Raw genomic sequence first — 13,617 nt, 5'->3', positions numbered from 1 at the left:
CGCCTCCGGCCGGCGCCCCAAGCGGCCCGTCGTCGCCGAACCCGATGGGCACGCCGGAGGCCGCCGCTCTTCCGCCCGCAGCGGCCGCCGGCACCCCTCCGCCCGCAGTAGGCGCCGACGCCCGTCCGTCCGCACCCGCTGCCCCCGGCGCCGACGCCCGTCCGCCGGGCGCGGTCCCCGCCGTGCCGCGCGTCAGCGTGCGATCGCCGTACAGTGACGGCGAGTGGCACCGGCTGCATCCGCTGACCCCGCTGTTGCGTGGCGGTCTTTCACTGCTCGTCATCATCGGTGTGCTCGTCGCCAACCTCCGTGAGCGGTTGATCGAGTGGTTCTTCCCCGTGGTCACCGAGCTGCCTCCCGGCGGAATGCCGCCCGACCCGGTCGACTTCCTGTTCTCCCACAACCTGATCCTCATCGCGGGTGGGGTCGCTCTCGCCGTGGTGCTCGTGCTGCTGGTGCTCTTCCGCCTGTCGTGGCGGTTTCACACCCTGCGCATCGGTGACGACGACGTCGAGGTGCGTTCGGGCGTCCTCTTCCGCACGCATCGGCGCGCCCCGCTCGATCGGGTGCAGGGCGTGAACCTCACGCGCCCGATGCTCGCCCGTCTGCTGGGGCTCGCCAAGCTCGAGGTCGTCGGCGCGGGCCTGGACGCGAACGTGAAGCTCGAGTACCTCTCGGGCAAAGACGCCGAGGCGATCCGCGGCGACATCCTCCGCCTCGCGTCCGGTCGCCGGCTCGCCGAGGCGCGCGAGGCCGGGGGAGAGCGGTCGTCTCTCGTGCGCCAGGCGGCCGCGACGGTCGGCTCCGGGTTGCAGGGCATCGTCGATGGTGAGGACTTCTCCGACGCCGAGCCGCAGAGCATCGTGCGCATCCCCCTGGGGCGCCTGGTGGCCTCTCGCGTGCTGAGCGGGTCGACGCTCGTGCTCATCGCCCTGGTGGTCGGGATCATCGTGGCCGCGTCGGTGTCGACGCTGTGGCTGTTGTTCACGGTCGTGCCGATGTTCCTCGCCTTCGGTGCGTACTACGTGCGCTCGATCGCCCGGGGGCTCAGGTACTCGATCGCCCCCACCCCCGACGGCGTGCGCGTCACCTTCGGGCTCTTCACCACGGTGTCCGAGATCGTCCCGCCGGGCCGCGTGCACGCCATCGAGGTGCGTCAGCCGCTGATGTGGCGCCCCTTCGGATGGTGGTCGGTCTCGGTCAACCGCCTCTCGGGCCGCGCGTCCACCGACACCAGCAACGATCAGCTGGCCGCGGTGCTGCCGATCGGCACCCGCGCCGACGTCGAACGGGTGCTGGGGATCTTCGCGCCGGGGCTGTCCGACGACGAATGGACACTCGTCTTCCGCGACGGCATCCTGGGTCCGGTGGAGAACGACCCCTACGTCACGACCCCGCGCCGCGCGCGGTGGCTGCGGCCCTTCTCGTGGCGCCGCAACGGCCTGCTCGTGACAGCCGATGCCCTGCTGATGCGCCGCGGGTGGATCTGGCGCTCGCTGAGCGTGCTGCCCCTGGCCCGGTTGCAGTCCGTGGGGCTGCAGCAGGGCCCGATCGCGCGCGCCGCGGGAACCGCGACCGTGACCGGACACGTCATCGCCGGCAACGTGCAGACCTCGATCGGCGCGATCGACCGCGCCGACGCGCTGGAGATGTTCGCGCGCGCGGCGCGAGGCGGCGTCGCCGCCGCGGCCACCGATCGCAGTCACCGGTGGGCCGGATGAGCGGCGGTCGCGACGGGCGCTTGGGCGTCGGGGTGATCGGCGCGGGACGCGTCGGCCCGGTGATCGCGGCAGCCCTCGCCGGTGCCGGGCACGCGCTCACGGGGATCACCTCGGGTTCCGACGACGACCGCGTCGAAGCGATCCTGCCGGGTCTGCCGGTGCTGGCAGCCGACGAGGTCGTGCGCCGCAGCGAGCTCGTGGTGATCGCCGTTCCGCACGACGAGCTCGCGGGCCTCGTCGCCGGACTCGCTGAGATGGGTGCCTGGCAGCCCGGTCAGCTCGTGCTGCACACCGACCCCGCGTACGGTTCGCGCGTGCTGGATCCGGCTGCGCGCCTCGGCGCGATCCCCCTCGCCATCCACCCGGCGATCGTCTTCACCGGGGTCTCGTCGGTCGACCTGCGCCAGCTCGCCCAGTCGTACGCCGCGGTGACGGCTCCCGCTCCGGTGCTCCCGATCGCCCAGGCCCTGGCCGTCGAGCTCGGGTGCGAGCCCGTCGTCGTGGCGGAGGACGACCGCGCGACGTACGCGGAGGCGATCGCGACGGCCACGGAGTTCTCGCGCTCGATCGTGCGCCAGTCATCGGAGCTCCTCGGGCGCGTCGGTGTCGAGAACCCCGGCGGATACCTGTCGGCCCTCGTGCGCTCCAGCGTCGACCAGGCGCTCGTGGAGGGCGCCGGGCGGGGCGGACTCGTCGGCGACGCTACGATCGACGAATGATCCGCACCCTCGAGGATCTGCGCACCCGACTCGGCGAGATCCGAGGCGCAGACCGATCCTCCAGCGGCCCCCGCGTCGCGCTCGTCTCGACTCTGGGCGCCCTGCACGACGGCCACATCGACCTCATCCGCGAGGCGCGCGCGCAGGCCGAGGTCGTCGTCGTCTCGACGTTCGTCAACCCGCTGCGCTTCCGCACCGCCGACGACACCGCACGCTACCCGCGCTCGCCGGAGGCCGACGAGATCGTGCTGCGCGATCTCGGTGTGGACGTGGTCTTCGCCCCGAGCGCGAGCGAGTTCCTGCCCGCCGGCATCGCCACGACCCGCGTCTCGGCGGGCGACGTGGGCCTGCGCTACGAGGGCCGGGTGCGTCCGTTCTACTTCGACGGTGTGCTCACGGTGGAGGCGAAGCTGTTCCACCTCGTGCGGCCCGACGTCGCCGTCTACGGGGAGCGCGATCTGCAGCGGATCTTCCTCGTGCGCAAGATGGTGCGCGATCTCGACTTCGCCGTGTCGGTCGCGACCGTGCCGACCGTGCGGACCGACGACGGGCTGCCCGTCTCGAGCCGTGTGGCGCTGCTGGAGCCGGCCGACCGCCGCGCGGCGGCGGCCCTGCCCCGGGCCTTGGAGGCCGCGGCATCCAACGCCGACCTCGGGGTCGACGCGTGCATCGCGGCGGCGCAGTCGTCGCTGATGGGCGAGGCGCGCATCACGCTCGAGTACCTCAGCGTCGTGGATCCCGAGACGTTCCTGCCCGTCGACGACGGTCACCACGGCCGGGCGTTCGCCCTCATCGCCGCGACCGTGGGCGGGCACCGCTTCATCGACAACGCGGAGATCTCGCTGCGCTGACCTCGGGCCGGTCAGCGCCGGGACGTCGGTGGGCCACAGGGCCCTCGAGCGCGGCGAATAGACTGGAGCAGACCCCGAGGAGCCTTTCTGATGACCGACGCGCCCGCGAACGACGCCGCCGAACCGACCGAAGACGAGGTCTTCGAACAGAAGGCGGTACGCCTGGCCAAGCGCGAGCGTCTGCTCGCCGAGCGCACGGATGCCGCGGGTGGGCCGTACCCGGTCGGTGTTCCGATCACCACGACCATCCCCGAACTGCGCGCGCGCTTCGGCGATCTCGAGGCGGGGGCCGAGACCGGCGAGACCGCCGGCGTCGCGGGTCGCGTCGTGTTCAGCCGCAACACCGGAAAGCTCTGCTTCGCCTCGCTGCAGGCCGGCGACGGCAGCCGCATCCAGGCGATGGTGTCGCTCGCCAGCGTGGGTGAGGAGTCGTTGCAGGCGTGGAAGGAGCTCGTCGACCTCGGCGACCACGTCTTCATCTCGGGCGAGGTGATCTCGAGCCGTCGCGGCGAGCTGTCGATCATGGTCGCCGAGTGGAGCATCGCGGCCAAGGCCGTGCTGCCCCTTCCGAACCTGCACACCGAGCTGAGCGAAGAGAGCCGCGTGCGCAGCCGCTTCCTCGACCTGATCGTGCGCGACCGTGCGCGCGAGACCGTTCTGGCCCGCGCCAAGGTCAACGCGAGCCTGCGCCGCACCTTCACCGAGCGCGACTTCGTCGAGGTCGAGACCCCCATGCTGCAGGTGCAGCACGGTGGCGCGAGCGCGCGCCCGTTCACCACTCACTCGAACGCGTTCGACACCGAGCTGTTCCTGCGCATCGCGCCCGAGCTGTTCCTCAAGCGCGCCGTCGTCGGCGGCATCGACCGCGTGTACGAGATCAACCGCAACTTCCGCAACGAGGGTGCCGACTCCACGCACAGCCCCGAGTTCGCGATGCTCGAGGCCTACCAGGCCTACAGCGACTACAACGGCATCGCCGATCTGACCCAGACGCTCATCCAGGACGCCGCGATCGCGGTCGCCGGCTCCACCACCGTGACCTGGGCCGACGGGACGGAGTACGACCTGGGCGGGCAGTGGGATCGCATCTCGATGTACGACTCGCTGTCTGCGGCATCCGGTCACGAGATCACCCCCTCGACCTCACTCGACGAACTGCGCGCCCTCGGTGCCGAGGCCGGAGTCGACGCGCCGCCGCACGAGACGCACGGCAAGTGGGTCGAAGAGCTGTGGGAGCACTTCGTCAAGGGTGGCCTGACCCGCCCGACCTTCGTCATGGACTTCCCGCTCGACACGAGCCCGCTCGTGCGCGAGCACCGCTCGATCGCGGGTGTCGTGGAGAAGTGGGACCTGTACGTCCGCGGCTTCGAGCTCGCGACCGGGTACTCGGAGCTCATCGACCCCGTCATCCAGCGCGAACGCTTCGTGGAGCAGGCGAAGCTCGCCGCGCGCGGTGACGACGAGGCGATGCCCATCGACGAGGAGTTCCTGCGTGCGCTCGAGCACGGCATGCCGCCGACCGGTGGAATGGGCATGGGCATCGATCGTCTGCTGATGGCGATCACCGGTCTCGGAATCCGCGAGACGGTGATGTTCCCGCTCGTGAAGTAGGTCGCTCGAACACCCACTCGGGCAGGCGGCCGCCGTCGATCATGCTCAGCATGATGCCGCTGAGGCCATGAGCGCTGTCGATGTCGAGCGCGTGCTCGGCGTAGGTGGCGGCGTGCGTCGAGCGCCCCACCGCCCAGGCGAGCCACGCGCACGCCGAGAGCGACCCCGGGCGTCGTCGTGACGGTACGGTCGCGGCGACGAGGCGGCACAATGCCAGCGCGCGGTGCAGGCGGTCCGGATCGGGGTGAGCCCCCTCGCCCCACATGGGGCGCGCGAGGTCTTCGGGGAACGCCGCGCCCGCGTGGTACGCCGTCTGGGCGCCGAGCACGGCGTACCCGTCGCGGATGTCGCCCGCCCACTGCATGAGGGCGACGTCGCGCAACGACGGGCGCTCGAGGCAGAACGAGACGGCGGCGAGCTCGCGCGGCGTCAGCTCCGACGGGGCGCGCGAGATCGCGTCCTCGAAGAGAAGGGGCGGTTCGGCCAGCAGCGACGCGGTGGCCGTGGCGACGGCGACCCGATCGAGGGGCAGGCGGCGGCGCTCGGCGACCGTTCCGAGCACGTGCTCCATCGCGTCGATCGCCTCGGCCACGACCTCCTTGAGGTCGTCGTCGACCCCGGGCAGTTCGGCTGCGGCGTACTGGTCGTCGTCGATGCGGGTGTCGGGTAGCCCGCCCTGCGACTCGTCGATCTCCGGGAGCGGATACGGCCCGCTCGATGACGGCGCGCGGTGATCATCCCACCCGTCGGCACCGACGATCAGCGCCTCGGTGATGCGAAGGCCGCAGATCTCGGCTCGAGCGATGGTCGCGTCGACGAGCGGGCCGTGCGCCGACGCGGCCGCCTCGGCGAGGGGCTCGTCGGCGTAGACGACGACGGCCACGGCGTCGGCCGTCGCCACCTTGCAGGCCATGCCGATCACGGTGGAGGCCACGCTGACGCAGGCGGTGGGGTCGCTGCTCGGGGGCAGATCGACGCGCATCGCGCCGAGCGAGCGCCCGCGTGCGAACGGCACGAGGACGAGGCTCCGGCGCGGAACGCACCCGAGCAGGTGGGGGACGAGGGAGAGGAACGAGGCGGGTGTGGACGCGGGGATGATGGTGGTCATGCGCACGAGAGTGCCGGGATGCGCGGGGCGCGCGCGGCGGCCGATACCTCGATCGTGGACGAATCCGCCGAACCCGCTCCTGGGGAGAAGGGGGAGCCGGCCGGATGTCGGGGCGCCGCGGGTATCCTGGAGTCATGGACGAGACCTGGACCGCGATGCTGTGGGCGATCCTGCCGACCCTCGTGGTGTCGGTGGTCTTCTTCTTCATCCTCCGCAACGTCATCCGCATGGATCGCACCGAGCGCAAGGCCTACGCCCGCATCGAGGCGCAGGAGCGCGCCAAGCGCGGTCTCCCGCCGGTCGCGCGCACCGGCGACGGACCCGCGAACTGACACCGGCGCGGCCCGTGTCGGGGGCCGTCGCTACGCTGGGTGCACAACCCGCCCAGGAGGATCCGTGATCAACGCCACGTTCGACGCGAGCTGGCTCGTCATCACGCTGTTCGTCGTCGACCTCGTGGTGCGCATCGCCGCCATCATCATCGTGCCGCGCAACCGCCGCCCGACGGCCGCCATGGCGTGGTTGCTGGCGATCTACTTCATCCCGTTCGTCGGGGTGTTCCTGTTCCTGCTGATCGGAAACCCGCGTCTGCCGCGCAAACGGCGACGCAAGCAGGCGGCCATCAACGAGTACATCCACGACACCAGCGCCTCGCTCGAGTTCGGGACGCTGCGCCCCAACGCCCCGCAGTGGTTCCGCTCGCTCGTGAGCCTCAACCGCAACCTCGGAGCCATGCCGATCGCCGGCGACAACGCCGCGACCCTCATCTCGGATTACCAGCAGAGCCTGGATGCCATGGCCGACGCGATCCGCGAGGCGAAGCGGTACGTGCACGTGGAGTTCTACATCCTGCAGTCCGACGACTCCACCGACAACTTCTTCCGGGCGCTCGAAGAGGTCGCGGAGCGCGGCGTGGTCGTGCGCGTCCTGCTGGATCACTGGGCCAACCGCGGCAAGCCGCACTACAAGCGCACGCTGCGCCGTCTCGACGCCATGGGCGCGCACTGGCACCTCATGCTGCCGGTGCAGCCGCTGCGCGGCCGGTACCAGCGCCCCGACCTGCGCAACCACCGCAAGCTGCTCGTCATCGACGGCGACGTCGCCTACATGGGGTCGCAGAACGTCACCGATTCCTCGTACAACCTGCGCAAGAACATCCGCCGTGGCCTGCACTGGGTCGACCTCATGGTGCGGGTGCAGGGCCCCGTGGTCGCGAGCATCAACGCGGTCTTCCTGTCCGACTGGTACAGCGAGACCGACGAGACCCTCCGCCACGAGATCGACCTGTTCAGCGTGACGTCGGGCCCGGGCGATCTCGATTGCCAGATCGTGCCGTCGGGTCCGGGCTTCGACTTCCAGAACAACCTCAAGCTCTTCCTCGGCCTGCTCTTCGCCGCCCAGCAGAAGATCATCATCGTCAGCCCCTACTTCGTCCCCGACGAGGCGCTGCTGCTCGCGATCACGACCGCGTGCCAACGCGGCGTGCACGTGGAGCTGTTCGTCTCCGAGGAGGGCGATCAGGCGATGGTGTACCACGCGCAGCGCAGCTACTACGAGGCGCTCCTGCGCGTCGGTGTCGTCATCTGGATGTACCCGAAGCCGTTCATCCTGCACAGCAAGAGCGTCACGATCGACGACGAGGTCGCCGTCATCGGCTCGAGCAACATGGACATGCGATCGTTCGGTCTCAACCTCGAGGTCTCGCTGCTCGTGCGCGGCGAGGAGTTCGTCCGCGACATGCGCGCGGTCGAAGACCACTACCGGGGTCTCAGCCGCCAGCTCACCATCGAGGAGTGGCGTCGTCAGCCGCTGCGCTCCACGATCCTCGACAACCTCGCGCGTCTCACCTCGGCCCTGCAGTGATCGCCCGCCGGCGCGCCGGATCAATGCACCCGCCCGCCGGACGCGCCGACGTCACGCCGACGCCGTCCAGGAAACTCCGCCATCATGGGCGCAACTCGCCCCGGAGGTTCTCATGTCCCGTCATCGTCTGACACTCATCGCCGCGATCGGCGCCGGTCTGCTCGCGGCCGGTGCCCTCACGGGCTGCGCCACGGCCGCGTCGACGCAGGGTTCGACCCCCGCGTCGTCATCGACTCCGGATGCCGGGGGCACGGCATCCGCCGATTCGATCCAGGTCGGCTGGCTCGAGGGGGGCGCCGCGATCGCCCTCGTCACGCTCGGCAGCTCGTCGTGTCCGCCGGTCGTGGAGGGGGAGCCGAGCGTCGAGGGGACCACCCTGACGGTTCTGCTGGCCGACTCGCCGCGCACGACGTGCACGCGCGACATGGCGCCGCGCGCGACCCTCGTCAGCGTGCCGACCGGAGTGGATCCGACGGCCGGACTCGCGGTGCGCGTCACCGGTGCGGCCGAAGGGGCGGCGATGCTCCCCGGCCTCGCCGCGGCCTCCGCGAGCCCGGAGCAGTTCACCTCGAGCGCGGGATGGGTTGGCCGCGACCTTCTCGCCGTCCTCACTTACGGGAGCTCCGGCTGCCCGCCGGTGGTCGAATCGGTCACCGCGGCAGGGTCCGAGCTGTCGGTGCAGTTCGCGACGCCGCCCGCCGATCGGATCTGCACGATGGACCTCGCCCCTCGTGTGACGGTCGCCGACGTGACCGGCGTCGCCGGGCCCGACGTCACCTCGGTCGCGCTGTCCGGTGGCGGTGTCGAGGCCCCGGAGCCGATCGCCATCCTCGGCTCGCGCTGACCCCGACGCCGCCGGCTCGCGCTGACCGATGATCACTCAGGACGGGTCGATCACCAGGAGGTCGCCGACCTCGCACTCGAGCACCCGGCAGATCGCCGACAGCGTCGAATAGCGGATCGCCCGGGCGCGGTCGTTCTTCAGCACCGACAGGTTCACCACCGAGACCCCGACGAGCTCGCTGAGGCGGGTCAGCGTCATGCCTCGGGCCTCGAGCAGCTCGTCGAGACGGCAGTGGATGCCGGTGGGGCCGTCGTCGGTCGCCGCCGGGGTCATACGAGGCCCTCGGTGTCGCGCTGCAGGCGGTCGCCGACCGCGAAGGCGGTGCTCGCGAGGGCTGCGACGAAGGCGACGCCGATGAGGGAGGGCAGGTCGACCAGCTGCACGTCTCCGCGGTCGTAGGTGCGCTCGGAGAGCCAGGCGATCGCTCCGTTGGCCACCATGTTCTGGAAGAACGGCACCCCGGCGATGCCGACCAGGGCGACGATGCCCGCGGCCGACACCAGGGCGGTGTTGCGACGACTGAAGATGCGCCCGCGCAGGATGTCGGCGGTGAGGACGAGGAGCAGGATCACCACGGTGATCACGACCGTGGCGAAGAGGCCCTCGGCGATGAACAGCGACCACAGGGAGGCGGGAGGAAGGGAGGGCGCGGTCACCACGCCTCCGGTGAGCTCGATCGCGACGGGCGCACCGTCGGGGCCGAGAGGGGCCTGCGCGGGCGAATCGAGGAACGGCACCGCGACGCGGACGTTCTGATTCGAGGCGGCGGCGATGATGTTCGCGATGCTGCGGACGACGGCCCAGACGGCGATCGCGGCGCCGGCCACGACGAAGAACCAGAGGGACGCTGCGTCGCTGCGGGAGAGGACGCGGGGAGGTCGGGGGGATGCCATGATCGCTCCTTATCGATGATCGTTGTTATCGGTTTTCGATAAGCTAACGACTATCGATGGGTTCCGCAAGGTCGACCGCGCAGACGGTATGCCCACGGCGAACATGGGTCTCAGGCCTCCGGCCGCTGGTTACTCTCGTTGTACGGCGCGCGGAGGCGTGCCTGTCAGCCCATTTTTGGAGGGACTGAGGATGTTCGAGAGATTCACCGACCGTGCTCGTCGTGTGGTTGTGCTCGCCCAAGAAGAGGCGAAGATGCTCAACCACAACTACATCGGAACCGAGCACATCCTCCTGGGCCTCATCCACGAGGGTGAGGGTGTTGCTGCCAAGGCGCTGGAGTCGCTGGGCATCTCGCTCGACGCCGTCCGCGAGCAGGTGCAGGACATCATCGGCCAGGGGCAGCAGCAGCCGACCGGCCACATCCCCTTCACGCCCCGTGCGAAGAAGGTGCTCGAGCTGTCGCTGCGCGAAGCGCTGCAGCTGGGCCACAACTACATCGGAACCGAGCACATCCTGCTCGGTCTCATCCGCGAGGGCGAGGGCGTCGCCGCACAGGTGCTCGTCAAGCTCGGCGCCGACCTGAACAAGGTGCGCCAGCAGGTCATCCAGTTGCTCTCGGGGTACCAGGGCAAGGAGCCCGCGGGCGTCGCCTCGGGTGCCGGCGAGCAGAGCCAGGGAGCCGCCCAGGGCGGTTCGGCGGTGCTCGACCAGTTCGGCCGCAACCTCACGCAGGCCGCGCGCGACAACAAGCTCGACCCCGTCATCGGGCGCGAGAAGGAGATCGAGCGCGTGATGCAGATCCTGTCGCGCCGCTCGAAGAACAACCCCGTCCTCATCGGCGAGCCCGGTGTCGGAAAGACGGCGGTCGTCGAAGGCCTCGCCCAGGCCATCGTCAAGGGCGACGTGCCCGAGACGCTCAAGGACAAGCAGGTCTACTCGCTCGACCTCGGCTCGCTCATCGCCGGATCCCGCTACCGCGGTGACTTCGAGGAGCGACTGAAGAAGGTCACGAAGGAGATCCGCACGCGCGGCGACATCATCGTCTTCATCGACGAGATCCACACCCTCGTCGGTGCGGGTGCCGCCGAGGGCGCGATCGACGCCGCGTCGATCCTCAAGCCCCTCCTCGCCCGCGGTGAGCTCCAGACCATCGGTGCCACCACGCTCGATGAGTACCGCAAGCACTTCGAGAAGGACGCCGCGCTCGAGCGCCGCTTCCAGCCGATCCAGGTGGCCGAGCCGAGCCTGCCCCACGCGATCAACATCCTGAAGGGTCTGCGCGACCGGTACGAGGCGCACCACAAGGTGCAGATCACCGACGGCGCGATCGTCGCGGCGGCCAACCTCGCCGACCGCTACATCAGCGACCGCTTCCTGCCCGACAAGGCGATCGACCTGATCGACGAGGCCGGCGCCCGCCTGCGTCTGTCGATCCTGTCGAGCCCGCCGGAGCTGCGCGAGTTCGACGAGAAGATCGCCAAGGTCCGCGAGCAGAAGGAACTCGCCTCCGAGGAGCAGGACTTCGAGAAGGCCGCCGCCCTGCGCGATGAGGAGAAGTCGCTCCTCGCCGAGCGTCTGCGCCTCGAGAAGCAGTGGCGCTCGGGCGACGTCGCCTCCCACGCGGTGGTCGACGAGGGTCTGATCGCCGAGGTGCTCGCCCAGGCGACCGGCATCCCGGTGTTCAAGCTCACCGAGGAGGAGTCCAGCCGCCTCATGTTCATGGAGAAGGCCCTGCACCAGCGGGTCATCGGCCAGGAAGAGGCGATCGCGGCCCTCTCGCGCACGATCCGTCGTCAGCGCGCGGGCCTCAAGGACCCCAAGCGCCCCTCGGGCTCGTTCATCTTCGCCGGCCCCACGGGCGTCGGAAAGACCGAGCTCGCCAAGGCGCTCGCCGAGTTCCTCTTCGACGACGAGGGTGCGCTGATCTCCCTCGACATGTCGGAGTTCGGTGAGAAGCACACGGTCTCGCGTCTGTTCGGTGCCCCTCCCGGATTCGTCGGATTCGAAGAGGGCGGCCAGCTCACCGAGAAGGTGCGCCGCAAGCCGTTCTCGGTCGTTCTCTTCGACGAGATCGAGAAGGCCCACCCCGACATCTTCAACTCGCTGCTGCAGATCCTCGAAGAGGGTCGCCTGACCGATGGTCAGGGTCGCGTCATCGACTTCAAGAACACCGTGATCATCATGACGACGAACCTCGGTTCGTCGGCGATCGCCGGTGGCCCCGTCGGCTTCCAGGTCGAGGGCAGCGCCCAGACCTCGTACGAGCGGATGAAGGGCAAGGTCGACGAGGAGCTGAAGCGTCACTTCAAGCCCGAGTTCCTCAACCGCGTCGACGACGTCATCGTCTTCCCGCAGCTGAACAAGGACGAGCTCCGTCAGATCGTCGGCCTGTTCGTGAAGCGTCTGGCCGACCGTCTGCTCGACCGCGACATGACCGTCGAGCTGTCGGACGAGGCGAAGGACAAGCTCATCGACATCGGGTTCGACCCGACGCTCGGTGCGCGCCCCCTGCGCCGCGCCATGCAGCGCGAGGTCGAGGACCGTCTCAGCGAGAAGATCCTGCACGGCGAGCTCGAGTCGGGCGATCACGTCAAGGTCGGCGTCGAGAACGGTCAGTTCTCGTTCGAGACCAGCCCCCGCGGTGAGAAGGTCGCGATCGGGGTCGGCACGGCCGGCGAGATCGCCGCGACCCCCGACACGCTCGCGGGCAGCTGATCGCATAGCGAAGGAAGGGCTCGGATGCCACGGCATCCGGGCCCTTCGTCGTTGCGGCGTACGCTTGTCGGATGACCTCTTCCGCGCCGTTCGTCGTCCGCCCCGCCGGAACCGCCGACGTCCGCCGCATCCACGAACTGCTCGAGCCGTTCGTGCAGAAGCGCATCCTGCTGGGCAAAGACCTCGTCGTGCTCTACGGGTCGGTGCAGCAGTTCGTCGTGGCCGAGGCCGACGGAGTGGTCATCGGCTGCGGTGCCCTGCACGTGATGTGGGACGACCTCGCCGAGATCCGCACGCTCATCGTGCACGATGACTGGCTGCATCACGGAGTGGGGCGCGCGATCGTCGAGGTGCTCGAGGCGCGGGCTCGCGAGCTGGGCGTCTCGCGGCTGTTCTGCCTCACCTTCGAGGTCGACTTCTTCACACGGCGCGGCTTCGCTCCGATCGGCGAGCAGGTCGTCGACCCCGACGTGTATTCGCAGCTGGTGCGCAGCCCCGACGAGGGGGTGGCCGAGTTCCTCGACTTGGCGCACGTGAAGCCGAACACCCTGGGCAACACCCGCATGCTCAAGCAACTGTGAGCGTGCCGTGGCGGGGGCGCCTCGCTGCTGCGCCTACCCTTGAACCATGACCGATGCCCCCCGTAGGCGGAGGCAGTCCCCGGCGGTCTACCGTCGACGTCGTCTCGCGGCCGGGCTTCTCGCCCTGATCGTGATCGGCCTCGTCGTGTGGCTCGTCGCGGCTCCGCCGTGGCGCACCGCCCCCACTGCCGATGCTCCGCCCACCCCTGCCGCGAGCACGCCCGCCGTCGCGCCGAGTTCCGCCGCGCCCGCGGTGGCCGACTCCCCGTCGCCCACGCCGGCGGCGCCCTCCGGACCGGTGGAGTGCACGCCCTCCGACATCACGGTCGAGGCGCTGTCGGACAAGGCGGAGTACGCGCAGGGCGAGAACCCTCAGCTCTCGATCCGCCTGACCAACACCTCGGCGAACCCCTGCATCATGAACGTCGGTACGAGCGCGCAGTCGTTCACCGTCACCAGCGGCTCCGACGTGTGGTGGCGTTCGACCGACTGCCAGTCGGAGCCCAGCGACATGGAGGTCACCCTGTCGGCCGGGCAGACCGTCACGAGCTCCGCGCCGCTGACCTGGGACCGCACGCGTTCCTCGGTCGGCACGTGCGAGAGCGAGCGCCCGTACGCGCCCGGCGCCGGAGCGACCTACCACTTGAGCGTGTCGATCGGCGGGATCCCCTCGACGGGGACGGCGTCGTTCGTGCTGCGCTGACCCGAGC

General features: G+C 70.0%; 13 protein-coding genes. 10 read left to right on the top strand and 3 right to left on the bottom strand.

Annotated elements, in window-relative coordinates; translation table 11 throughout:
* Nucleotides 1–44 precede the first annotated feature (44 nt).
* From FS769_RS04795 to lysS, 4 genes are all read left to right on the top strand, one after another.
* Complete coding sequence (locus FS769_RS04795) at nucleotides 45–1,721, top strand: PH domain-containing protein (RefSeq protein ID WP_222123894.1); 1,677 nt, start codon at nucleotides 45–47, stop codon at nucleotides 1,719–1,721.
* A complete protein-coding gene (locus FS769_RS04790) occupies nucleotides 1,718–2,440 on the top strand; it encodes a DUF2520 domain-containing protein (RefSeq protein WP_144830055.1) in 723 nt (240 codons plus the stop codon). The genes FS769_RS04795 and FS769_RS04790 overlap by 4 nt, the downstream gene beginning before the upstream one ends.
* Nucleotides 2,437–3,291, top strand: coding sequence for a pantoate--beta-alanine ligase (panC, locus tag FS769_RS04785; protein WP_144830052.1), 855 nt, complete (start codon nucleotides 2,437–2,439; stop codon nucleotides 3,289–3,291). The genes FS769_RS04790 and panC overlap by 4 nt, the downstream gene beginning before the upstream one ends.
* A 90-nt stretch (nucleotides 3,292–3,381) precedes the next feature.
* On the top strand, nucleotides 3,382–4,902 hold the full coding sequence (gene lysS / locus FS769_RS04780; RefSeq protein ID WP_144830049.1) for a lysine--tRNA ligase: 1,521 nt from the start codon (nucleotides 3,382–3,384) through the stop codon (nucleotides 4,900–4,902).
* Here lysS and FS769_RS04775 read toward each other — a convergent pair.
* Entirely contained in the window at nucleotides 4,853–6,010 is a 1,158-nt protein-coding gene (locus tag FS769_RS04775) for a DUF4192 family protein (protein ID WP_144830046.1), read from the bottom strand. The two genes, lysS and FS769_RS04775, sit on opposite strands and share 50 nt — an antisense overlap.
* A 134-nt stretch (nucleotides 6,011–6,144) precedes the next feature.
* Here FS769_RS04775 and FS769_RS04770 point away from each other — a divergent pair, with 134 nt between their 5' ends.
* The 3 genes from FS769_RS04770 to FS769_RS04760 all read left to right on the top strand — a co-directional run bounded on the left by FS769_RS04770 (nucleotide 6,145) and on the right by FS769_RS04760 (nucleotide 8,717).
* The gene (locus FS769_RS04770; RefSeq protein WP_144830042.1) at nucleotides 6,145–6,342 is read left to right on the top strand and encodes a hypothetical protein; all 198 of its coding nucleotides are present in this window, start codon (nucleotides 6,145–6,147) and stop codon (nucleotides 6,340–6,342) included.
* 64 nt (nucleotides 6,343–6,406) lie between these two features.
* On the top strand, nucleotides 6,407–7,873 hold the full coding sequence (cls, locus tag FS769_RS04765) for a cardiolipin synthase (protein WP_144830039.1): 1,467 nt from the start codon (nucleotides 6,407–6,409) through the stop codon (nucleotides 7,871–7,873).
* Between the two features lie 112 nt (nucleotides 7,874–7,985).
* The gene (locus FS769_RS04760; protein WP_144830036.1) at nucleotides 7,986–8,717 is read left to right on the top strand and encodes a hypothetical protein; all 732 of its coding nucleotides are present in this window, start codon (nucleotides 7,986–7,988) and stop codon (nucleotides 8,715–8,717) included.
* Nucleotides 8,718–8,753: 36 nt separating this feature from the next.
* Here FS769_RS04760 and FS769_RS04755 read toward each other — a convergent pair whose 3' ends face one another.
* The gene (locus tag FS769_RS04755; RefSeq protein WP_144830033.1) at nucleotides 8,754–8,990 is read right to left on the bottom strand and encodes a helix-turn-helix transcriptional regulator; all 237 of its coding nucleotides are present in this window, start codon (nucleotides 8,988–8,990) and stop codon (nucleotides 8,754–8,756) included.
* Complete coding sequence (locus FS769_RS04750) at nucleotides 8,987–9,610, bottom strand: hypothetical protein (RefSeq protein ID WP_144830030.1); 624 nt, start codon at nucleotides 9,608–9,610, stop codon at nucleotides 8,987–8,989. Before FS769_RS04750 ends, FS769_RS04755 begins: the two co-directional genes overlap by 4 nt.
* A gap of 190 nt (nucleotides 9,611–9,800) precedes the next feature.
* On the opposite strand from FS769_RS04750, the gene FS769_RS04745 reads away from it, so the two are divergent.
* From FS769_RS04745 to FS769_RS04735, 3 genes are all read left to right on the top strand, one after another.
* Nucleotides 9,801–12,326, top strand: a complete 2,526-nt coding sequence (locus FS769_RS04745; RefSeq protein WP_144830026.1) for an ATP-dependent Clp protease ATP-binding subunit — start codon at nucleotides 9,801–9,803, stop codon at nucleotides 12,324–12,326.
* 71 nt (nucleotides 12,327–12,397) lie between these two features.
* Nucleotides 12,398–12,907: an amino-acid N-acetyltransferase gene (locus FS769_RS04740; protein ID WP_144830023.1), complete on the top strand. Its 510-nt coding sequence runs from the start codon at nucleotides 12,398–12,400 to the stop codon at nucleotides 12,905–12,907.
* 46 nt (nucleotides 12,908–12,953) lie between these two features.
* Nucleotides 12,954–13,610: a hypothetical protein gene (locus tag FS769_RS04735; RefSeq protein ID WP_186325422.1), complete on the top strand. Its 657-nt coding sequence runs from the start codon at nucleotides 12,954–12,956 to the stop codon at nucleotides 13,608–13,610.
* The last annotated feature ends 7 nt before the right edge of the window (nucleotides 13,611–13,617 follow it).

This window comes from Microbacterium sp. BH-3-3-3, assembly GCF_007679045.1.
Lineage (GTDB): Bacteria > Actinomycetota > Actinomycetes > Actinomycetales > Microbacteriaceae > Microbacterium > Microbacterium algihabitans.
The sequence above is the reverse complement of the archived record's forward strand: the minus strand, read 5'-3'. Positions and strand labels throughout refer to the sequence as shown.

Bases quoted from the DNA above. Each gene is read 5' to 3' on its own strand.
- FS769_RS04795 (WP_222123894.1), top strand. From the start codon at position 45: ATGGGCACGCCGGAGGCCGCCGCTCTTCCGCCCGCAGCGGCCGCCGGC.
- FS769_RS04790 (WP_144830055.1), top strand. From the start codon at position 1,718: ATGAGCGGCGGTCGCGACGGGCGCTTGGGCGTCGGGGTGATCGGCGCG.
- panC (WP_144830052.1), top strand. From the start codon at position 2,437: ATGATCCGCACCCTCGAGGATCTGCGCACCCGACTCGGCGAGATCCGA.
- lysS (WP_144830049.1), top strand. From the start codon at position 3,382: ATGACCGACGCGCCCGCGAACGACGCCGCCGAACCGACCGAAGACGAG.
- FS769_RS04775 (WP_144830046.1), bottom strand. From the start codon at position 6,010: ATGACCACCATCATCCCCGCGTCCACACCCGCCTCGTTCCTCTCCCTC.
- FS769_RS04770 (WP_144830042.1), top strand. From the start codon at position 6,145: ATGGACGAGACCTGGACCGCGATGCTGTGGGCGATCCTGCCGACCCTC.
- FS769_RS04760 (WP_144830036.1), top strand. From the start codon at position 7,986: ATGTCCCGTCATCGTCTGACACTCATCGCCGCGATCGGCGCCGGTCTG.
- FS769_RS04755 (WP_144830033.1), bottom strand. From the start codon at position 8,990: ATGACCCCGGCGGCGACCGACGACGGCCCCACCGGCATCCACTGCCGT.
- FS769_RS04750 (WP_144830030.1), bottom strand. From the start codon at position 9,610: ATGGCATCCCCCCGACCTCCCCGCGTCCTCTCCCGCAGCGACGCAGCG.
- FS769_RS04745 (WP_144830026.1), top strand. From the start codon at position 9,801: ATGTTCGAGAGATTCACCGACCGTGCTCGTCGTGTGGTTGTGCTCGCC.
- FS769_RS04740 (WP_144830023.1), top strand. From the start codon at position 12,398: ATGACCTCTTCCGCGCCGTTCGTCGTCCGCCCCGCCGGAACCGCCGAC.
- FS769_RS04735 (WP_186325422.1), top strand. From the start codon at position 12,954: ATGACCGATGCCCCCCGTAGGCGGAGGCAGTCCCCGGCGGTCTACCGT.